At 37.1% G+C, this 21,648-nt stretch carries 19 protein-coding genes and 1 riboswitch; of the genes, 11 read left to right on the forward strand and 8 right to left on the reverse strand.

Going from position 1 to position 21,648, the window contains the following annotated elements:
* Positions 1–50 precede the first annotated feature (50 nt).
* Positions 51–1,475 (reverse strand): amino acid permease, encoded by a 1,425-nt coding sequence (locus ABH961_RS23370; RefSeq protein ID WP_048545652.1) that lies wholly within the window; start codon positions 1,473–1,475, stop codon positions 51–53.
* A gap of 146 nt (positions 1,476–1,621) precedes the next feature.
* Positions 1,622–1,804, reverse strand: a riboswitch (Lysine riboswitch).
* 178 nt (positions 1,805–1,982) lie between these two features.
* Positions 1,983–3,422 carry an NADP-dependent glyceraldehyde-3-phosphate dehydrogenase gene (gapN, locus tag ABH961_RS23375; protein WP_087985762.1) on the reverse strand — a complete coding sequence of 480 codons (1,440 nt, stop codon included), beginning with the start codon at positions 3,420–3,422 and terminating at the stop codon, positions 1,983–1,985.
* 589 nt (positions 3,423–4,011) lie between these two features.
* Between gapN and ABH961_RS23380 the strand changes: the two genes are divergently transcribed.
* The 5 genes from ABH961_RS23380 (at position 4,012) to ABH961_RS23400 (ending at position 10,286) form a co-directional block, all read left to right on the forward strand.
* The gene (locus ABH961_RS23380; protein ID WP_048545647.1) at positions 4,012–5,772 is read left to right on the forward strand and encodes an ABC transporter ATP-binding protein; all 1,761 of its coding nucleotides are present in this window, start codon (positions 4,012–4,014) and stop codon (positions 5,770–5,772) included.
* Positions 5,769–7,769 carry an ABC transporter ATP-binding protein gene (locus tag ABH961_RS23385; protein WP_404520122.1) on the forward strand — a complete coding sequence of 667 codons (2,001 nt, stop codon included), beginning with the start codon at positions 5,769–5,771 and terminating at the stop codon, positions 7,767–7,769. The genes ABH961_RS23380 and ABH961_RS23385 overlap by 4 nt, the downstream gene beginning before the upstream one ends.
* 271 nt (positions 7,770–8,040) lie before the next feature.
* Entirely contained in the window at positions 8,041–8,838 is a 798-nt protein-coding gene (locus ABH961_RS23390; protein ID WP_046957228.1) for an amino acid ABC transporter substrate-binding protein, read from the forward strand.
* Positions 8,825–9,523: an amino acid ABC transporter permease gene (locus tag ABH961_RS23395; protein WP_033657688.1), complete on the forward strand. Its 699-nt coding sequence runs from the start codon at positions 8,825–8,827 to the stop codon at positions 9,521–9,523. Before ABH961_RS23390 ends, ABH961_RS23395 begins: the two co-directional genes overlap by 14 nt.
* A gap of 28 nt (positions 9,524–9,551) precedes the next feature.
* Positions 9,552–10,286: an amino acid ABC transporter ATP-binding protein gene (locus ABH961_RS23400; RefSeq protein ID WP_000623593.1), complete on the forward strand. Its 735-nt coding sequence runs from the start codon at positions 9,552–9,554 to the stop codon at positions 10,284–10,286.
* A 51-nt stretch (positions 10,287–10,337) separates the two neighbouring features.
* Here the strand turns inward: ABH961_RS23400 and sasP are convergent, their stop codons facing one another.
* Positions 10,338–10,541 carry a small acid-soluble spore protein, SasP family gene (gene sasP, locus ABH961_RS23405; RefSeq protein WP_000013339.1) on the reverse strand — a complete coding sequence of 68 codons (204 nt, stop codon included), beginning with the start codon at positions 10,539–10,541 and terminating at the stop codon, positions 10,338–10,340.
* Between the two features lie 438 nt (positions 10,542–10,979).
* Between sasP and ABH961_RS23410 the strand changes: the two genes are divergently transcribed.
* Positions 10,980–11,225 carry a hypothetical protein gene (locus tag ABH961_RS23410; protein WP_151631788.1) on the forward strand — a complete coding sequence of 82 codons (246 nt, stop codon included), beginning with the start codon at positions 10,980–10,982 and terminating at the stop codon, positions 11,223–11,225.
* 16 nt (positions 11,226–11,241) lie between these two features.
* On the opposite strand, the gene ABH961_RS23415 is transcribed toward ABH961_RS23410, so the two are convergent.
* Positions 11,242–12,702 (reverse strand): YheC/YheD family endospore coat-associated protein, encoded by a 1,461-nt coding sequence (locus tag ABH961_RS23415; protein ID WP_098079871.1) that lies wholly within the window; start codon positions 12,700–12,702, stop codon positions 11,242–11,244.
* Positions 12,703–12,722: 20 nt separating this feature from the next.
* Positions 12,723–13,775: a YheC/YheD family protein gene (locus ABH961_RS23420; protein ID WP_404520125.1), complete on the reverse strand. Its 1,053-nt coding sequence runs from the start codon at positions 13,773–13,775 to the stop codon at positions 12,723–12,725.
* Between the two features lie 134 nt (positions 13,776–13,909).
* On the opposite strand from ABH961_RS23420, the gene ABH961_RS23425 reads away from it, so the two are divergent.
* Positions 13,910–15,046: a DUF445 domain-containing protein gene (locus ABH961_RS23425; RefSeq protein ID WP_142330292.1), complete on the forward strand. Its 1,137-nt coding sequence runs from the start codon at positions 13,910–13,912 to the stop codon at positions 15,044–15,046.
* A 143-nt stretch (positions 15,047–15,189) separates the two neighbouring features.
* On the forward strand, positions 15,190–15,546 hold the full coding sequence (locus ABH961_RS23430; protein WP_000164619.1) for a YlbF/YmcA family competence regulator: 357 nt from the start codon (positions 15,190–15,192) through the stop codon (positions 15,544–15,546).
* Between the two features lie 41 nt (positions 15,547–15,587).
* On the opposite strand, the gene ABH961_RS23435 is transcribed toward ABH961_RS23430, so the two are convergent.
* Positions 15,588–16,184, reverse strand: coding sequence for an NDxxF motif lipoprotein (locus ABH961_RS23435; protein WP_098079876.1), 597 nt, complete (start codon positions 16,182–16,184; stop codon positions 15,588–15,590).
* 24 nt (positions 16,185–16,208) lie between these two features.
* On the reverse strand, positions 16,209–16,766 hold the full coding sequence (locus tag ABH961_RS23440) for a DUF1700 domain-containing protein (RefSeq protein ID WP_404520127.1): 558 nt from the start codon (positions 16,764–16,766) through the stop codon (positions 16,209–16,211).
* A 359-nt stretch (positions 16,767–17,125) separates the two neighbouring features.
* Here ABH961_RS23440 and alsS point away from each other — a divergent pair, with 359 nt between their 5' ends.
* Positions 17,126–18,814 carry an acetolactate synthase AlsS gene (gene alsS, locus ABH961_RS23445; RefSeq protein WP_048545630.1) on the forward strand — a complete coding sequence of 563 codons (1,689 nt, stop codon included), beginning with the start codon at positions 17,126–17,128 and terminating at the stop codon, positions 18,812–18,814.
* A gap of 16 nt (positions 18,815–18,830) precedes the next feature.
* On the forward strand, positions 18,831–19,589 hold the full coding sequence (gene alsD, locus ABH961_RS23450) for an alpha-acetolactate decarboxylase (protein WP_098847886.1): 759 nt from the start codon (positions 18,831–18,833) through the stop codon (positions 19,587–19,589).
* A gap of 214 nt (positions 19,590–19,803) precedes the next feature.
* On the opposite strand, the gene ABH961_RS23455 is transcribed toward alsD, so the two are convergent.
* Complete coding sequence (locus tag ABH961_RS23455) at positions 19,804–20,421, reverse strand: DNA-3-methyladenine glycosylase (RefSeq protein ID WP_098079884.1); 618 nt, start codon at positions 20,419–20,421, stop codon at positions 19,804–19,806.
* A gap of 134 nt (positions 20,422–20,555) precedes the next feature.
* Between ABH961_RS23455 and ABH961_RS23460 the strand changes: the two genes are divergently transcribed.
* The gene (locus ABH961_RS23460) at positions 20,556–21,428 is read left to right on the forward strand and encodes a Cof-type HAD-IIB family hydrolase (protein WP_404520130.1); all 873 of its coding nucleotides are present in this window, start codon (positions 20,556–20,558) and stop codon (positions 21,426–21,428) included.
* Positions 21,429–21,648 lie beyond the last annotated feature (220 nt).

Consider the following 21,648-nt stretch of genomic DNA (forward strand, 5'->3'; position numbering starts at 1 on the left):
TCTTTGTTCTATTATATATGTTTTATAAAAGAAAAAACGAGCAAATTGCGTTATGCAACTTGCTCGTTTTTCTTTTCGTTATTTTTTTTCTGATCACGATTCATTAATGGATAGAAGGCAAAGCCGATTACGAATAAACCAATTCCGAGAAGGAACGTTTTTATATCGGATGCGCCAGTTTTAATAACCCATAGTGCGTAGCAAAGTGCGATCACTGCGACTATGCCATCTGTAATTCTTGCCCGCATTTCATTTTTATATGTTTCACCAGTTGCGACTAGTTTTAACTGGAAGATTGGTGAAACGAGATATGGAATGAGGTAGGCCAGTGTTGATACGGTAATAACGAATGTATAAGCTTCCGCAATAGTTCCTGATAATGTTGAGAATAAGAACACTTGCGACATAATGTTTGTTAATCGTAATGAGTAAATTGGACTTCCTTTTTTATTTGTTTTTGTGAAGAAGGAAGGGAAGAAACCTTCTTTTGCTGCTTGATACGGTACTTCTGAGCTTAATAAAATCCAGCCTAATATAGAACCGAATAGGGAAGTAAGAGCAAGTAATGCCATCAGTTTCCCGCCGCCATGACCCATTGCAGCGTTTAATGCATCTGCTAATGGACGTTCAGAAGCTTGTAATTTATCAACGTGAAGTACACCCATTGTTAAAATTGTAATTCCTAAGTAAATCGCAACTGTAATAAGTAATCCTGCAACTGTTGCGCGTTTTACTGTTTTAGGAGAGGTAGCACGGTTTGATAAAAGTACTGCCGATTCAATTCCGATAAATGCCCAAAGCGTTGTAAGAGCAGCTAAGTTTACTTGTGAAAGAAGGCCGTGTGATACACCTGATTTATCGATCATCGGTGTGTACCATTGTCCAAACTTAGAAGCTTCGAATGCAAATAAAGTAACGACGATGAATAAAAGGAATCCAGTTACTTTCGTTGTTGTTGCTAAGAAGTTTAGCTTTCCAGCTCCGCTTACACCGTTTGTTAATATAATATGAGTTCCCCAAAGTAAGATGGAACAAATCGTAAATGTAATTAGTTTTCCGACTTCTATGTTAAAAGAACCGATTGAAAATAGTAGTCGTGTATCTTTCATAATTGGGAAGAAGAGTGATAAATATCCCGCAAATGATGTAATGATGGCAACGTTACTTGCCCAGTTTGCTACCCAATATCCCCATACCATACTGAAACCAGCCATTTTTTTCTTTTTTGGTGTTGAGAATAAAGCATATGCATGACTTTGTGGTCCTGTCGTTAAATCAGGACGACGAATTGCTAAATTACCGAAAACAAGAGCTAGCATTAAAACACCAAACCCTGTTGTTAACCAAGCTAAAGTGACACCGAGAGGGCTTGCTGTTTGTGCCAACGTACTTGGCACCATGAAAATACCAGCGCCAACCATGTTACCGACAACGAAAGCTGTTAATACCCAAAAGCCCCATTTTTTTTGTTGCATAGAAAATACCTCCAAAGTTAGTATAACCAAGTCAAGCGAGGAGATATGTATGTCTTCTTAGTAGAGAAGAGAAGTCCCAAACAAAACAAAAAAAGCACGTAATTTGCCGCTACATGCTTTCTATCTTATAAGAAACCCACGACATACCTCTCGATAGCTCTCCACAAACGAAACGTTTGTGACAGTTCTGCACTTATTAAATGCAGACCCAGCAAGCGTGCATGGTGGACACGGGCTTACTTCGGCAATCATTCCTTTCTCATTCCTTCATCAATGCCACTACATCTCCTGAAATGATACTCTTAATGACTGCAACCTCTACCTCACCGAGATACGAATGAGGATTTAAATATTAAATTAACGTCTTTAAGAGTAACAAATGAATTTTTATACGTCAATGGATATAGTAATAATCAGATTATAGAGAAGAGTTTGTTATTAGGAATGAATAATTATTTGATATAAAAAGAAGCTGATCCAAAACTAGATCAGCTTCTACATATAAGATTAAACTAAGTTTAATACTGTTACTTTTTCACGTGTCATAGACTCAAGGCTCTTACGAATACCTTGTGCGCCCATACCTGAACCTTTTACACCGATGAATGGGAAGTGGTCAGGGCCGCGCTCTGTGCGTCCGTTAATTTGAACAGAACCAGTTTCGATTTTGTTAGCAATTGCAAATGCTTTGTTAATGTCTTTTGTGAAGACACTTGCTTGTAGACCGAACTCTGATTTGTTAGCAATTTCAATTGCTTGTTCATCTGAAGAAACACGGATGATTGGAAGGATTGGGCCGAAGGGCTCTTCCCAAGCAACTTTCATCTCTTCTGTTACGTGGTCGATTAATGTTGGGTAAATTAAGTTACGCTCACGTTTGTTACCGATAACGATTGTTGCACCTTTTTCAACAGCGTCGTCAACTAAGCCTTGAACGAAGTCAGCAGACTTGTCGTCGATTAATGGAACGATTGTGCTGTCTTGTTCTGGAGATCCAACTGATAGCTCAGCTACTTGCGCTTTTAATAAGCTAACAAGCTCGTCCGCTACGTTTTCGTGTACAAGTACACGTTTAATAGCAGTACAACGTTGACCAGAGTAAGAGAATGCACCGCTTACGATATGGTTTGCAGCATCTTGTAAGTCAGCATCTTCACGAACGATACCAGGGTCTTTACCACCAAGTTCTAATACAAGTGGAATCATTGCAGCTTTTTTCGCTAAATGTTTACCTGTGTTTGTACCACCTGTGAACGATACCATATTGATGCCTTCGTGTTCTACTAAGTAGTCACCAATTACAGAACCGCGTCCTGTAGCTACGTTTACAAGACCTTTTGGAAGGCCAGCTTTATGAAGTGCTTCAACCATTTTAATACCACTAATTGCACCTTGAGTTGCTGGTTTGAAAATAACAGCGTTACCCATAATTAATGCTGGTGCAAGTTTTGCAGCAGATAAGTTTACTGGGTAGTTAAATGGTGCGATTGCTAATACAACACCAAGTGGTGCGCGTTGGATGATCGCAAGTTTAGATTTCGTTCCGCCAGGGAAGCTATCGCCCATCATGCTTTCTCCGTGCATATGAAGAGCTTCTTCGATTGTGTAACGAATGAAATCAGCTGTACGAACAACTTCTTTCTTCGCATCTTTATAACCTTTACCGACTTCTTTCATAATGATATCGGCAATTTCATCTTGCATATTTACGAGCTCATCAGCCCATTTATATAAATATTTTGCGCGATCTTGTAGAGAAGCTTCCGCCCATGATTTTTGGGCTTCTTTTGCAGATGCAATTGCTTCATCTACTTCTCCGCGAGTAATTGCTTGTACTTGTCCAATTACTTCGTGTAAGTATGGAGATGGAATTTCGATTGTTTCTCCTGAAGAGCTTTCTCTCCATTCTCCGTCTAAATAAAATTTGTACGTATTGCTAGTTGTCATGATTAGTCCTCCTAAAATAGCAACTTGTAAGAGTGAGTATAAGGTGATTGTAGGGTGTTTGATAACATTTTTCAAATGAAATGTTTGTGAAAACGATTTCTTATTCTTTTTTTATTTTGTATGCCCTTTCTTACAGAAGATTCCCTTATTTCAAAATGATGTAGCGCATATTTTTATTCGGTTTGTAAAAAAATAATTGACAGAATACTCAATAAAGTTGTAAGATTATAAATGGAAAATAAATGAAGGGGGTGTGCGTAATGATTGTAATCGTAAATGTAATGGGCTTAGCTCTGTTAAATGGCAGAAAACATTCATATCATTACGCAACCCGTGCGGATATATAAGGCATCTTTGTCTTATAAAAAGCGTACGTTGCGTATATCGTAACGTACGCTTTTATGCATTTTTGTGCATATCGTCAAGCGGCGGTATGCTTTTTTTTGTTTATTTTCCACGTTACTATATAAAAATTTGGAAGGTGGAAAAATGTGATGAGACTGTATGGATTACGAAATGTAAATGTGATGGGTCTGGATAGTGGGTAAAGAAATGGGAGTGAAACGAGAACGAGAAGGGAGAGGTTACATTGTTATCAGTATTACTAAAGTTAAAATGGTTTTTTAAAGAGCATTGGAAGAGATATAGTATCGCTATTGGAGCTCTTTTAATTGTAAATATAGTTGAAGTCATTCCCCCGAAAGTGTTAGGGGTTACGATTGATAATATAAAAACAGGAACGTTAACGAATGCAGCAATTATGCAATTTATTCTTATTTTAATAGGGGTTACGGTAATTGGATATGGTCTTACTTTCGTTTGGCAACATCAATTGTTTGGGGGAGCATTCGTACTGGAGAAGACGATGCGCTCTAAATTTATGGGGCATTTACTTAAGATGACACCGACGTTTTATCATAAAAATCGTACTGGTGATTTAATGGCGAGAGCGACAAATGATTTAAAAGCAATTGCTATGACAGCTGGTTTCGGTATATTAACGCTCGTGGATTCGAGTTTATATATGCTTACGATTGTCTTTATGATGGGATTTACAATTAGTTGGGAGCTTACATTTGCGGCACTTATACCGCTTCCGATTATGGCGTATGCGATGAACATATATGGAAAGAAATTGCATGAGAGATTTACAGTTGCGCAAGATGCGTTTGGAGATATGAATGATAAAGTACTTGAATCGATCGCTGGTGTGCGCGTTATTCGTGCATACGTACAAGAGAACGCGGATCAGGAAAGATTTCATCATTTAGGAGATGACGTATACGAAAAAAATATGAAAGTAGCTAGAATCGATGCATTATTCCAGCCAACTGTGAAAATGCTTGTTGGTCTTAGTTATTTAATTGGTTTAGTGTATGGCGCGTATCTTGTATTTCAATCAAAGGTAACACTTGGTGAACTTGTTTCATTTAACGTGTATTTAGGGATGATGATTTGGCCGATGTTTGCAATTGGCGAATTAATTAATGTTATGCAAAGAGGAAATGCTTCATTAGACCGTGTGAATGAAACGTTAGCGTATGAACCGGATGTCAAGGATCCGAAAAATCCAAAGCTTGTACAAGAGCCGGATTATATTCAGTTCGATGACGTTACCTTTTCATATCCTTCATCAACTGAAACAAATTTAAAAAAGGTTTCATTTACATTAAAACAAGGGGAAACGCTTGGGGTTGTTGGAAAAACAGGAAGCGGAAAAACGACGCTCGTACGCCAGCTTCTTCGTCAATACCCACTTGGAGATGGGGATATTGCAGTCTCTGATGTGACGTTAGATAACATAACGAATGAAAATGTACTCGGATGGATTGGGTATGTACCTCAGGAACATATTTTGTTCTCAAAAACAGCGAGGGAAAATATTTTATTCGGCAACCGAGAAGCGACGGAAGAAGAACTCGAGAAAGCGATTGAAATTGCGGCGTTTACAAAGGATTTAGAGTTTTTACCAGAAGGGTTAGAAACGCTCGTTGGAGAGAAGGGTGTTTCTTTATCAGGAGGGCAAAAACAAAGGATTTCAATTGCGCGAGCTGTCATTCAAAATCCAGAAATTTTAATTTTGGACGATTCTTTATCAGCTGTTGATGCTCGTACGGAAGCAGCGATCATTGAAAATATAAGAACAGAAAGAAGCGGAAAAACGACGATTATTACGACGCACCGTTTATCTGCCGTACAACATGCGGATTGGATTCTCGTTATGGATGAAGGAGAAGTAATGGAAGAGGGTACGCATGAACAGCTTATTCAAAGCGGAGGCTGGTATGCTGAGCAGTTTGAAAGACAACAAGGGGAAAATGAAAGTGCGGATAGTGGGGTGAAAATATGAGCGTTTCAAAACGATTGTTTCAATATGCGATGAAAGTAAAAGGGACAATTTTTGCAGCGATGCTAATGTTATTTATTTTCGTTATCGCAGAACTTGCTGGTCCTTTCGTCGCGAAAACGATGATTGACGATCATATCGTCGGGATAGAGAAACCTTGGTATGAAACAGAAAAGAGTGAAGAGGCTGTTTCGTATAATGGCACCTTTTATAAGCGAAGTGATCGCTTCCAGGAAGGTGAGAAAAAAGGAAAAGAAGTACGCGTGATGCAAGTCGGTTTTCAATATTACTTTGTACCGAATAAAGTGAATGCTGAAGGGTCACGTACTGTAAAAGATGATATGATTACCGTCCAAAATGGTAAGGCAGTGCAAGTGTATAAAGCGAAAGCATTAACGAAAGAAGAAGTGTTTGCGTTTTATAAACCAGAAATAAACCCCCTATTATTACTTGGTGGTGGTTATTTCGCTTTATTAGTAGTTGTCTCATTATTTGCATACGGAAAGCAATTTTTCCTACAGAAGGCAGCGAACAAAATTATTCAAATTATGAGGGAAGATGTCTTTTCTCATATTCAAACGTTGCCGATTCGTTATTTCGATCATTTACCAGCAGGGAAAATTGTATCACGTGTTACGAATGATACGGAAGCCATTCGTGATTTATACGTAACGGTACTGGCGACATTCGTTTCTAGTATCATTTATATTATCGGGATATTCGCTGCGCTATTTTTACTCGATGTAAAATTGGCGACGTTATGTTTACTTATCATCCCGATTTTAATTGTTTGGGCGATTCTTTATAGAAAGTATGCGTCTGTATACAATCATAAAATGCGCTCACGTTTATCTGATATTAACGGAACAGTGAATGAATCTATTCAAGGGATGCCGATTATTCAAGCGTTTCGTCAAGAGCGTGAAACGAAGAAAGAGTTTGAAGAATTAAATGGCGATTATTTTAAATATCAAAATAAAATTTTGAATTTAAATGCAGCAACTTCTCATAATTTAGTGTCTGTATTAAGAAATATCGCTTTCACAGGTGTGATTTGGTACTTCGGTGGTGCTTCATTAAGTGCTTCAGGCGTCATTTCTCTAGGGATACTGTATGCGTTCGTTGATTATTTAACACGATTGTTCTCGCCAATTACAAATATGGTAAATCAGCTTGCTAACTTAGAACAATCGCGTGTTGCATCAGAACGTGTTTTTGAATTGTTAGAGGAAAAAGGGGAAGCAGTAGAAGAGGAACGTATGCCTCGCCTACAAGGAAATGTGAAGTTTGATAATGTATCGTTTTCTTATAATGGAAAAGATGAAGTGCTAAAAAATATTTCTTTTGAAGCGAAACAAGGAGAGACAGTGGCACTTGTCGGTCATACTGGATCAGGAAAAAGTTCTATTATGAATGTACTCTTCCAGTTTTATGAGTTTGAAAAAGGGAAGCTTACGATTGATGGTCACGATGTAAAAGCGATGCCGAAACAAGCAACGCGTGAACATATGGGAATCGTACTGCAAGATCCGTTTTTATTTAGCGGGACGGTCGCTTCTAATGTAAGCTTAGAGAATGAAAAAATTTCAGAAGATCGCATCGTAAAAGCATTGCGTGATGTTGGTGCGGAACGCTTTGCGAACAATATAAATGAAGAAATTACAGAAAAGGGAAGCACGCTTTCCACTGGAGAACGTCAGCTTATTTCGTTTGCTAGAGCACTCGCTTTTGATCCAGCCATTTTAATTTTAGATGAAGCAACGTCTAGTATTGATACAGAAACAGAGGCGATGATCCAACAAGCGTTAGAAGTTGTGAAAAAAGGAAGAACGACATTTATTATCGCTCACCGTCTTTCAACAATTAAAAGCGCAGATCAAATTATTGTGCTTGATAGAGGAACGATTTTAGAAAAAGGCTCTCATGATGAACTAATGAAAAAGCGCGGGCGTTATTACGATATGTACAAAACGCAAATGGAAGGAAACCAGAGCGCTTAATATGTATGGAGGAGAACTTGTGATTTTCACAAGTTCTTTTTTAGTGAATCAGGGCAGTTAAATAAGAAGTATTGTTTTACCTTTTTCTTTATAAATGCTATATTAAAAAATGTTACTTATTTTTTGTATGTAGCGTTATTTTCCCCTTTTGTTTGATTATGAAGAAAAAGGATAAACTAAATAAGAACATTTTCATTGAAAAATTGTTCAAGATTGCATACAATCAATATAGTTTTTAAATTCCTATCAGAATACTTGGAGGATTACCATCATGAAAAAATTATTTTCAGTACTTGCAGTAACTACATTAGCAATCGGGATTGTAGCGGGCTGCGGTAAAGAAGAGAAAAAAGATACAGCTAATCAAGATGCGTTACAAAAGATAAAACAAAGTGGTGAACTTGTAATTGGAACAGAAGGTACATATCCACCGTTCACATTCCACGATTCAAGTAATAAATTAACTGGATTTGACGTTGAATTAGCAGAAGAAGTTGCAAAACGTTTAGGAGTAAAACCTGTATTTAAAGAAACACAATGGGATAGCTTACTTGCTGGTCTAGATGCAAAACGTTTCGACATGGTTGCGAATGAAGTTGGTATTCGTGAAGATCGTCAAAAGAAATATGACTTCTCTAGCCCATATGTTTCATCTTCAGCGGTATTAGTTATTGCGAAGGATAAAGATAAACCTGCTACATTTGCTGATGTAAAAGGATTAAAAGCAGCACAATCTTTAACAAGTAACTATGCAGATATTGCTAAGAAAAATGGTGCAGAAATTACGAATGTAGAAGGCTTTAGCCAAGCTGCAGAATTATTAAACACTGGCCGTGTTGATTTCACAATTAATGATAAATTATCAGTGTTAAATTATTTAGAAACGAAAAAAGATGCAAAAATTAAAATTGTAGATACAGAAAAAGAAGCGTCACAGAGTGGATTCTTATTCCGTAAAGGTAGCGACAAGGTAGTACAAGAAGTAAATAAAGCGTTAGAAGATATGAAAAAAGATGGTACGTACGATAAAATAGCGAAAAAATGGTTCGGTGAAAATGTATCTAAGTAGTGCGTTGGTTTCAGATCGATTGTCTACTTGGATAGATATTATGCAGTCTTCCTTCATGCCTATGCTGAAGGAAGCTGTATTTACGACAATTCCATTAACGCTTATTACATTTATTATCGGGATTATACTTGCGACGTTAACAGCGCTTGCACGTATTTCAGGTAGTCGTATTTTACAATGGATTGCTCGTATCTATGTATCTATCATTCGCGGAACACCACTTCTTGTACAGTTATTTATTATTTTCTATGGTCTTCCAACTCTTAATATTGAAGTTGAGCCATATACAGCAGCAGTTATTGGATTTTCGTTAAATGTTGGTGCGTATGCATCTGAAATTATTCGTGCTTCTATCCTTTCAATCCCGAAAGGACAGTGGGAAGCAGCTTACACAATTGGGATGACATACCCGCAAGCATTAAAACGTGTTATTTTACCGCAAGCAACGCGAGTATCTATTCCGCCGCTTTCGAATACATTTATTAGTTTAGTGAAGGATACTTCATTAGCATCGTTAATTTTAGTAACAGAAATGTTCCGAAAAGCGCAGGAAATTGCGGCAATGAACTATGAGTTTTTAATTGTTTATTTCGAAGCAGGTCTAATTTATTGGGCAATTTGCTTCTTATTATCTATTGTGCAACAAATATTAGAAAAACGTTCAGAACGTTACACTCTAAAATAACCCTTTCATAAAAGGAGTTTTTGTTTTTATGATTTCAATTCAACATTTACAAAAAAGTTTCGGAGATAATACCGTACTAAAACATATAGATTTATCAGTTGAGAAGGGGGAGGTTGTTGTTATTATCGGTCCATCTGGATCTGGTAAAACGACATTCCTGCGTTGCCTCAACGTGTTAGAAACGCCGAACGCTGGTAATATTCGCATCGGTAATAAAGAGCTCGACTTCTCTCAAAAAGTATCGAAGAAAGATATTGTCAATCTTCGTACGCAAACAGGTATGGTATTCCAGCACCATAATCTATTCCCTCATTTAACAGCACTTCAAAATGTAATGGAAGGGCTCGTTACAGTGAAAAAGATGGGGAAAGAAGAAGCGAAGAAAAAAGCAAACTATTTCCTTGAAAAAGTTGGTCTTGCGGATAAAGTAGACTTATATCCGTTCCAATTATCAGGCGGACAACAACAGCGCGTTGGAATTGCTCGCGCGCTTGCGATGGAGCCGGAAGTATTACTATTTGATGAACCGACGTCAGCACTTGATCCTGAACTTGTTCAAGAAGTTCTGAAAGTAATGAAAGAACTTGCTAAAGAAGGCATGACGATGGTCATTGTAACGCACGAAATGCGTTTTGCGCATCAAATTGCGAACCGCGTTATTTTCATGGATGGCGGTGTCGTTGTCGAACAAGGTACACCAGAAGATGTATTTACAAATCCAAAAGAAGAACGTACGAAGAAGTTTTTACAAATGTTGCAATAAATGAAGGAAGGTCTCAAGGCATATGCCTTGAGACCTTTTTGCCATATATATTTATTTTTGGAATCCGCCAAGGCTTTGCTCAGCCATTGCAACTAGACGTTTTGTAATTTCTCCACCAACAGAACCGTTAGCACGAGCCGTAGAATCTGCTCCTAATTGTACACCAAATTCTTGAGCGATTTCGTACTTCATTTGGTCGATTGCAGCTGTTGCTCCTGGTACTACTAATTGATTTGAAGAGTTTTGGTTTGCCATAGGAATATATCCTCCTTAGAGTTATAAAAATTTTTTTTGGTTGGACTAGCTGGATTTGAACCAGATTATCGCCCCGTTTGGCGCTAATCCATCGGTAATTAAGTTTGTACTCATAGTATGGATGTTACCTAGAAAGATATACGAAATAATAATTTGTAAATTTTGTAAAAAAATCTTAGTGATTTCGTAAATTATGAAATAAGAGTAATCGTTGTATTTTTTAGAAAGAAGGCTAAACTAAGAGCGATATGAAATATGTTTTTCTTTTTGTATCCCGCTATTGTGGGGCAAATCATTAACTTCTTATTTATGACTTACTAAAATTAAATCGGTAGCAACTTTATAGTTCTATTTTAAGTAGGGGGACAGGACGCTCCTATGCACGGCTAGATGCTCTCTTCAATCTGCTTGTAAATGATAACGTATGGAGGAATCGTGATGGGAATTTGCCCGCTTTGCAACGCATTAGAATCACAAACATATTCTTGTCAAAATTGCCAAGGTATACTCCAAGATTATGGAAAAACTGTAGATTACATAGACGATTATAGTGCGTATATGGATCAAGAATTATTAAGTGTAGTAGATGGTTTAACACATAGTAATTCACAAGAGTACTGCAATCATGTTTTTTATTGCGGGATGTGTAATGTGGAAACAGAGGTTGTAGTGAAACTTGTGTAAATAGAAAACTTCCACCTTATGAATGGGGTGGAAGTTTTTGTTTTCGTATTTGTGAGTGAATCATAGGGGATGGGATATGTTCGGTGTTTGATGGAGTTCCGGATTTTATTTGAGCCATTTTTTCTTTTGCATCGCGCAAAGAATGTTCAGTTAAGTAGATGGCATATTCGTAAAATAATTGGCGCGTCAGTTCACTTTGTTCTTTTAACTTTTCATCTTGGAATACAGTTCGCCCAGGTTTAGAGTTTGCTTCAAAGAGCCATGGGTTTTCCTGCGTGTCTAAACCGATATCAAAACCAATTTCTCCAATATTTCCGGTTACTTGTTCATCGAGCGCGTAACTGATTTGTAAGGCTGTATGTTTTAATTTATTTTCAATTTGAACTTGTTTCGTTGAATCTGGAAAAAGTTCTTGAAGTAATTTTGTATCGCCACCGCTATTTACATGCGTTGTTAAGCTACCTTTGCCAGCAATTTTTGCAACGATTGCACTGACCATCCATTGGCCGAAATGATTTTTATTTGTATGAATGCGAAAATCAACAGGTTGCCCATCGAAGCGAAGTAAGGAAATACCTTGTTGTACGATAAACTTTTTTAAATCATGTCCTTTTAATACATGGTTCAGAAGCGTTTCTAATGATTGGTACTTTCTTAGTTTATTTTCTTCATTTTCGCGATAACGACAGTAGTAGCAATTCTCTGTTTGAGAGTAAAATATTTGATGAATGTTTCTACCAAAGCTGCCGTGTATCGGTTTCATGTAAACAGATTTATACGTGCCGAGAAATCGTTCTACTTGTTCGAAATGTTGAAAAGCTTCCGTATTTGGTAATAAGGGAATAATGGATTCATCTTTCATAAGAAGTTGATGCACTTCCCATTTATTGAAAAACCCAGGGTTAAACCACGGAATGGAATAGTCATGCTCTAATTTTCTTTTTGCTCTTACGATCGGTTTATAATTTTCGGCTTTCCGATTTGGTAATCGATCATAAATGACATTCGGTAAAGGGACTTTTTTCTTAATCCATTGCCCTTCTTGAAAGAAATATCCTTCAATTGTTTCGTCTGCCCAGTCTATATGTTGCACACCAAAAACGAATACAAATGGTCGCAAGGTGAATGGCGGCGTTAGTAACTCGCTGAGAGAAGTTGAACGGTTTCCTAAAGGATTAGAAGAGTCATCGTTAAAACCAGTTGTGAAAATCCCGATTAACGGTCCGAAAATAATGGTTTCATTTTGCGTGAATGCATGGATAGTAGTGGAATGAGGAAGTAAAAGTTTCTCTGCAATTTGTTTTCCAATAATGATTTCGCGAGTAAAGGAATAATGAATTTTCACCTCTTCACTTGCAACATGGCGTACGCCGAAGGAAAGAGATGCAATTGGTGGTGTAATGGAAAAAATATAAGGTAAAGTAATACTATTTGGATGCTCATCTGAAATGTTTAATGTATATATGTGCTCTTTCAAAATGGTGTTACCTCCTTTCATTATGGTGTGAAGCGACTAAACTTTAGTGGTCCGTGATATATTTTTTCGGCTAGTGCATTACTATGACGAATGTAATGTTCGTACGGGGGAATCGTGTTGACATACATAAGCCAAATTGCCCCTTTTTGATCCATAATGGTGGAAAGCTCTAGCTCGAATAACGAAGAATAAGATTCATCTAATGTTTGAAACACTTCATTTATAATGTCATGTAAAGCGTCTTGTAATAATTGTACACCGGTACTAGATAGTACGTATTTAATTTTTGAAAATGAATGCAGCGAGGAATCATCCGTTGCCGAAAGTAAAAGTTGATTCGGAAATGAGCTTTTTTGTATAAATTGGCCGATAGCAGTCCACTTCTGTTCTTTATTTTTTTGCAAAATGGTTCGAATATGGAGCGGGTATGTTAATTGATTTGGTGGTTGTAGCATTGTATGGGTGATGTAACGTGCTGATCGTATGTTAGATTTGTACCAAGATATAAATTCATCTGTCCGTTTGATTGGAGTAGAAGTATGATAGTCATCATTTATCGTATCGATATGAAACGTTTTGTTTTTATAAGTGATCCGGTACAGACTTTCATTGGAATGTGTGTTAGTAGGCCGTATAATAATATCTTTTGTTTTTAATAACAGTTTGAAAATGTTTTGTATCGTTGCTATTTCAAATTTTGGTATATAAGGAGATAATTTTTTATTCGTGAGAAATAAATCATGAAGTTCGCTTAAGTCAATGAGTGTGTTATTTAAAAAGGTAGTGGTAGGACGGTTGTGTAATGAGTGAATAATTGATTGTGCTTTATTGAAGTCTGTTTCCTCGTTAAAAGAAGAACGATCATAAATATAAGAAGGAATAGGGAATATTTGCTCTTTCCATTTTCCTGTATCTGTATCATAAATCAGACCAGAGACAAGGTCTGTTTTAGGATCAATACCAAATGGCGTAAACTGGGCAACGACATTATGATAAAGCCGAGCGCGTTTAGCGATTTCGGTGTAATACATTTGCTCATAATGAGGGTGAGAAGTTAAAATACCGAGAACCAACGAAATCACTCCTTTACTAACAAAATGTTGGCATAATAGGCAGAGCTATATATTGCAAATACGTTTTTATACCATTATACTTTTGTCCGTATGATGATATGCTATAGTTTTGGAGAAGCGAAAGGTTGATTGTAATGAATATATGGTTAAGTATGTTAACGACGACAGGGCTCGGAGCGATTATTGGAGGATTCACAAATCATTTAGCAATAAAAATGTTATTTCGTCCTCATCGCCCTATTTATATTGGGAAATTTCAAGTTCCATTTACACCAGGGTTAATTCCGAAGCGCCGTGATGAACTTGCTGTTCAATTAGGAAAAATGGTTGTCGAACATTTGTTAACGCCAGAAGGAATCGGAAAGAAATTAACAAATGAAGAGTTTCAAAAAGGTTTAATTCAATGGACACAAGTAGAAGTGGATAAAGTAATTACGAATGAACAGTCGTTACGACATATGTTAGAAAAATGGAATGTAGCGTATGTAGAAAAAGAGGCGACCGGGAAAATCGAACATGTGATTACAGAAAAAATAGAGGCATTTTTAGCAGAGTATTATACATATACATGGGAACAGGCTTTACCTCATTCTGTTCATGAAAAAATAGAGAATATAATCCCAAATGTCTCGGCATTTATTTTAGAGCGAGGAATTAGTTTCTTTGAAAGTGAAGAAGGAAAAGCACGTCTTTCAAAAATGATTGATGATTTCTTTGCTTCTAGGGGAACGCTACTTAACTTAGTCGGAATGTTTTTAGGGAATGTAAGTGTAGTGGATCGTGTGCAGCCAGAAGTCATTAAGTTTTTAGGGCAAGATGGAACAAAGCAGCTTTTAACTGACGTACTGCAAAAAGAGTGGGAAAAGTTAAAAGGAAGAGATGTAAAAGAAGTAGAAACGTTTGTAGAAAAAGAAATGATTGTAAGCTCCATATTGTCAGCGGTTAAAGTTGAAGAAACAGTGAGTAAATTTTTAAATCAATCTGTGCAGCAAGTATGTGAGCCAGTTCGAGAAACAATCAAGGAAAAGCTAGTCCCAAGTGCTGTAACGAAAGGCTTAAAGTGGGGGACAGAAAACGTAGAAAGTATATTAAACAATCTCCACCTTGCGGAAATTGTCCAACAAGAAGTGTCTACATTTTCAACAGAGAGACTAGAAGATTTAGTTCTGTCCATTACAAAAAATGAGCTGAAAATGATTACGTATTTAGGTGCCTTATTAGGCGGAATGATTGGACTCGTGCAAGGGCTATTCCTGTTGTTCCTTATGTAGTAAAGATAAGTACATAGAAATAAAAGTGAAATTTCTTCACATCTCTTGCATAGTTTGATATGGTAAGAAGAGGTGCGTATGTAAATGCACTGAAAAGGCGGTGCGCATGATAAGCGCTAGCCTTCTAAAGGAGGAAAAATAAAATGACAAAAAACATTCATGATGTTGCATATGAATTACAAAAAGCAATCGCTGAAAACGAAGATTTCCAAACATTAAAAGCAAGCTACGCAGCAGTACAAGGTGATGCAAATTCAAAGAACTTATTCGATGAGTTCCGCGCAATGCAACTTGGCCTACAACAAAAAATGATGCAAGGTCAAGAAATCAGTGAAGAAGATAACCAAAAAGCACAAGAAGTTGTAGCTCGCATTCAACAAGATGCTAAAATCACAAAGTTAATGGAAACTGAACAACGCCTAAACATCGTTATCACTGACGTTAACAAAATTATCATGCAGCCACTTGAAGAATTATATAACGCGCAACAACAAGCGTAATGAGAGAAGACGCTCCTGTATAGGGGCGTCTTTTTTGTTTCTTATTTGTGGAAATACTCCGTCTCAATATTCTTTGCCTTCAAAAACTTTTCAATTTCTTTTTGCTTCCTACCATTCACTTTCTCAAAGCGTTTTGTAAAAGAAAAATCAGTTTTGAATAAGTTACCATCTTGCGCGATTTTGTCTAATTCTTGCTCTAGTTCTACTGAAAGTGCCGTAGACGCTGAAATGTAATCATGAATTTCCTTTGAAGGCTGTTTGTAATCATCAGGGATCGTATTGTTACTAATAAAATCATGGAAGTTCGCATCATTTTGTTGCGCTAAATTTACTAGTTGTTTTAATTTCTCTCGGTCGGATTTCGTGACATTCTCGTCAGACATGGCTGACGAAAGTGGAACGATGTTTTCGTATAACTCTCCGCTATAATTTAAATACGTTTTTATATTTTGTTTCATTTCGTCTTCGTTAATAGTTTCATTTTTTTTTGAGGAAGTGAATATAGTTTCTGGAATTTTAATCGTTACATCTTTAATAGATTGTACATCGTTTTCTTCCTTAGGTTGTGCACTGTTTGAACAAGCTGGTAGCAATAAAATTGTAAGTAACATGAGTAGATATAAAGTATACTTCTTCATTTTAATCTCCTTTTATATTCATTATTATCTTTGTAAAATAGCTATATTCCATTTCAAATACTTTACTAAAGTTGCGTATAGATGTTTTACCATTTGGTAAGATATGACGGATATGAGTAAACCGCCGCAAAAAGCGATGAACACATTATAAACATCGGAATAACTAATTTGATGAAATCCTTTGAAAAATCCTAATCCTATTAATAAAATAGGTGAGATGATTAATACTGGAGTGGCAATGATAAGTGCTAGAATAATAGGTAATAAAAAGAGTAGTACGAAAAAGGCGATAATGATAAAGGCAAAGTTTAAAATACTTAAGCTCATAACAGAAAATAGTGCAGTTATCATATTTTTAAAGCTGCGTTTCTTGTCAGCATTGCTTATTGCATAGGAAACAGTAAGTTCTTTAGCGATCGTTTTAGGGTTTCCTAGTTTTCTAGCAATTTCTTCTTCACATTTCCCATCCTGTTTATCACTGATAAAATGAGTTTCATACTCTGAAATAATATCTTTCTTTTCTGCATTAGGCATATTCGACAGGGAAGAATTAAGTTGTTCCAAAAATTCATTTTTGTTCATAACAATCACTTTCCTTTATAAAATGATGAATTACAAAGCGTATTCCAATTGCTGGGTATTCCAATATTTACAAATATATCATTTAGTAGTGTTCTTTGCAAGGTACTGTAATGTTTTTAATACTGTGACTAGATGAAAGTTTTTCGTGCATTTTTAGATGAGATATAAAATTATTATTTTAGGATAAATAAAGGGTTGTAAGCGGATTCTTTAATGGTTGTCAAAAAAATGTCAAATTCATATCGTTGGAAAAATAATGCATTTGTAATATAATGATAGAAGATACTTCACCACGTTAATTAACTAGGTGAAATTAAAAATCTTTATTACACACATTATGAAATAAAGGAATGATTAGTTTGAGTACAGGTGTAAAAGCAAACGACGTGAAGACAAAAACAAAAGGAGCAGATCTTGTTGTTGATTGTTTAATTAAACAAGGTGTTACACATGTTTTCGGTATTCCAGGAGCGAAGATTGACTCTGTATTTGATGTACTGCAAGAAAGAGGACCAGAGTTAATTGTTTGTCGTCATGAACAAAACGCAGCATTTATGGCAGCTGCTATTGGTAGATTAACAGGGAAACCGGGCGTATGTCTTGTAACTTCAGGACCAGGGACATCGAATTTAGCGACAGGTCTTGTTACTGCGAATGCGGAGAGTGATCCCGTTGTTGCTTTAGCTGGTGCAGTTCCGCGTACAGATCGATTAAAACGTACGCATCAATCTATGGATAATGCTGCACTATTCGAACCAATCACAAAATATAGCGTAGAAGTAGAGCATCCTGATAATGTGCCAGAAGCACTATCAAATGCATTCCGAAGTGCGACTTCCACTAATCCAGGAGCTACTTTAGTAAGTCTGCCGCAAGACGTTATGACTGCGGAAACGACTGTAGAGTCTATCGGTGCGCTTTCTAAGCCACAGCTTGGAATCGCTCCCACACATGAAATTACATATGTAGTAGAAAAAATAAAATCGGCGAAATTACCAGTTATTTTACTCGGTATGAGAGCGAGCACAAATGAAGTGACGAAAGCCGTTCGTGAATTAATTGCGGATACAGAACTTCCTGTCGTTGAAACATATCAAGCGGCTGGTGCAATTTCGCGTGAGTTAGAAGATCATTTCTTTGGCCGCGTTGGATTATTCCGTAACCAACCAGGTGATATTTTACTAGAAGAAGCAGACCTTGTTATTTCTATCGGTTATGACCCAATTGAGTATGATCCAAAATTCTGGAATAAACTTGGAGACAGAACGATCATTCATCTTGATGATCATCAAGCGGATATCGACCATGATTACCAACCAGAGCGTGAATTAATTGGTGATATCGCTTTAACAGTAAATAGCATCGCGGAGAAATTACCGAAACTTGTATTAAGTTCGAAATCAGAAGCAGTGTTAGAACGATTACGCGCGAAATTATCAGAACAAGCAGAAGTTCCAAACCGTGCTTCAGAAGGTGTTACGCATCCACTTCAAGTCATTCGTACACTTCGTTCTTTAATTAGTGACGATACAACCGTTACATGTGACATCGGTTCACATTCTATTTGGATGGCAAGATGTTTCCGTTCTTATGAACCACGTAGACTATTATTTAGTAACGGTATGCAGACGTTAGGTGTTGCACTTCCTTGGGCAATTGCCGCTACTTTAGTTGAGCCGGGCAAGAAAGTTGTTTCCGTGTCAGGTGATGGTGGTTTCTTATTCTCTTCGATGGAATTAGAAACAGCGGTACGTTTAAATGCTCCAATTGTACATCTCGTATGGAGAGATGGTACGTACGATATGGTTGCGTTCCAACAAATGATGAAATACGGCAGAACATCAGCTACTGAGTTTGGCGATGTTGATCTTGTGAAATATGCGGAAAGTTTCGGGGCGTTAGGTCTTCGTGTCAATACACCAGATGAATTAGAAGGTGTATTGAGAGAAGCGTTAGAAGCAGAAGGTCCTGTCATTATTGATATTCCAATTGACTACCGTGACAACATTAAATTAAGCGAAAAATTATTACCAAACCAATTAAACTAATGGAGGCATGATTGAGATGACTGTTGCACAATTCATTGATATTGATGCAAAAAGAACGAAAACGAGTAATGAAGTATATCAAACATCTACAATGCTTGCGCTATTAGATGGTATATATGATGGTGTAATTAGCTTTGAGGAATTGAAAGAACGTGGTGATTTCGGCATCGGCACATTTGATCAATTAGATGGTGAAATGATTGCATTTGATAACGAATTTTATCATTTACGTTCAGACGGTTCAGCAGAAAAAGTAGAACCGGAAGAAACAACACCGTTTGCGACTGTAACGTTTTTTGAAAAAGAAATGAGTTATACGGTAGAGCGTCCGATGAATCGTGAAGAAGTTGAGGCATTATTACATGAATTAATGCCAAGTAAAAACTTATTTTACGCTATTAGAATGGACGGTACGTTCCGTGAAGTAAGAACGAGAACTGTTCCAAGACAAGAAAAACCGTATACACCGCTCGTTGAAGTGACGAAATCACAACCAATCTTTTCGTTTAAAGAGACAGAAGGTACGCTTGCTGGATTTTGGACACCAGATTATGCGCAAGGCATTGGTGTAGCTGGTTTCCACTTACATTATATTGATGATGAAAGAAGCGGGGGCGGGCACGTTTTCGATTATGTTGTTGAAAACTGTACGATCCAAATTTGTCAAAAAGCTCATATGCATTTAGCACTTCCAGAAACAGCTGACTTTATGGCGGCTGAATTATCGAGAGAAAACTTAGAGGATAATATAGCGACTGCGGAAGGCGCGGAGTAAAAGGGAGAGACTGTTCCATTGTGGAACAGTCTTCTTTTATTAATATTGCTTGTCGATATCGTTTATCCCGCTTTAATGGGCAGTAAGATCCCCACCTCCAAATTCAGCGAAAGCAAAGAAGTTAGGCGGGGGATCAACTGCCCATAAAAGTCCGATTGGTTCAACTAATAATCAGTGGGGGATGAAGACCCTCCCCACTGATTAAAGTTTCACTTTATTTCTTTGAAACAAACGGATGGCCCTCATAATAAAAACGCCACGGATAATGTACAGCTTCTTCTGCATAGTCGATGTTAATACGAGGTCCTGCTGTTATTTTATATTGTGATGATATGTGTTCTTCTTCTGGGACGAGTTCAATATGTAATGTATCACTTTGTAATGATACACCTCGTTCTTCTAAAGTAATTCCGAGGGCACGGCATAGTTTGCCAGGGCCGTTCGTTAAATTTTTATACTGCGCTTTTGTAATGTCGGTTTTGTTGTATCGCGCAAGTTTTATTTCTTCAATCCCGTCTACTGGCTCAAGGGCTCGAATGAGAACACCTTGCGGGGTGCCAACTGGCGCTGTAATGACGTTAAAACAATGATACATACCGTAAATTAAATATACGTAAGCATGTCCTGGTGCACCAAACATGACTTCTGTACGGTCCGTTCGTCTACCTCCGTAACTATGTGCGGCCTTATCATCGGGACCTTTGTATGCTTCTACTTCTACAATGATTCCGCTTCGTTTTACTCCGTCTACAATATGTACAAGTTTCTGTCCGAGTAATTTCTTTGCGACTTCTAACGTATCGCCTTCATAAAAGGAAGGAGGTGCCTGCATTGTACTATCTCCTTTACTGAGTGTATATGTATATAGTAAACCAAATTTTCAGTAGTAATTCTAACTCGTTCTATTTGCTACATTTATTTCATAAATTATGGATAGAGTACAACAGCGAAGAGGGGGAGTGCGACATGATTTATCGCTTACTAGCTCTTAACATAGATGGGACACTACTATACAACAACGGAAAAATTGCAAAAGGATTAAGAGAAACAATTGAATTTGTGAAAAGAAAAGACGTATACGTTACATTATTTACGAGCCGCAATTTTCAGTCTGCTCATAAAGTAGCAAAGGCGTTAAAATTAGATTCTATATTAGTGACACACGGTGGTGCTTTCGTTTCAGCAACGTTAGATAAGCCGTACGTTCAAAAAAGATTATCTGAAGAGAAGACGTTTAACATTGTGCAAGTGTTAGAGCACTTTGATTGTAACGTCCGCATTTCTCATGAACGGTTTTCAATCGGAAATCGTGAGAGAAATACACCAAACTTAATTGCGCGTACTGTATTATCAAGCGCAGATCCGTTATTTTATCCAGTTCAATTTGTAGACTCGTTAGGTGATGCGCTTCGTGATCATCCAGTAGCTGCTCCGAAAATTGATGTGATTTTCCAAAGTAAAGGTGAAAAAGAACGAGGGCTAAATACATTACGAAAAGCATTCCAAGATATAGAGTATATTGATTGTGATTCAAAACGAATAGAAATTTTGCCGCAAAATGTATCAAAATTACGTGGATTACAATTGCTTGGAGAGCATTTAAATATTTCGCTAAACGAAATGGTTGCGATTGGGGATAGTTTAGAAGATCTAGAAGTAATTGAAAATGTAGGGCTCGGGGTAGCGATGGGGAATGCACCTGTAGAGTTAAAACAAGCAGCAGACTGGATTACACGTTCAAATAGTGAGAACGGTGTAGAGTATATGATTAAAGAACATTTCCGCAAGCAATTCCCGCTTCCGTTTTTGAAGAATCATAAAAATACACCGAAACGATGAAAGAAAAACGTAGCTTTTCAGCTACGTTTTTTATTAGTTTTATTCGAAAAATGAAAACGTTTTACCGGATAAATTGTGTCTGAAATTCATACAATTAACTTGAATCATTTAGAAAACTGTTGTAAAGTGGGTGATGTTGCCAAAATAGTTACACCACATGAAATATTCTTCAGGTTAATTTTATTGAGCTCCTATACGTAAAAATATTTCCGCATGATAG

The sequence above is a fragment of the Bacillus sp. RC251 genome, assembly GCF_044908765.1.
Taxonomy (GTDB): domain Bacteria; phylum Bacillota; class Bacilli; order Bacillales; family Bacillaceae_G; genus Bacillus_A; species Bacillus_A wiedmannii.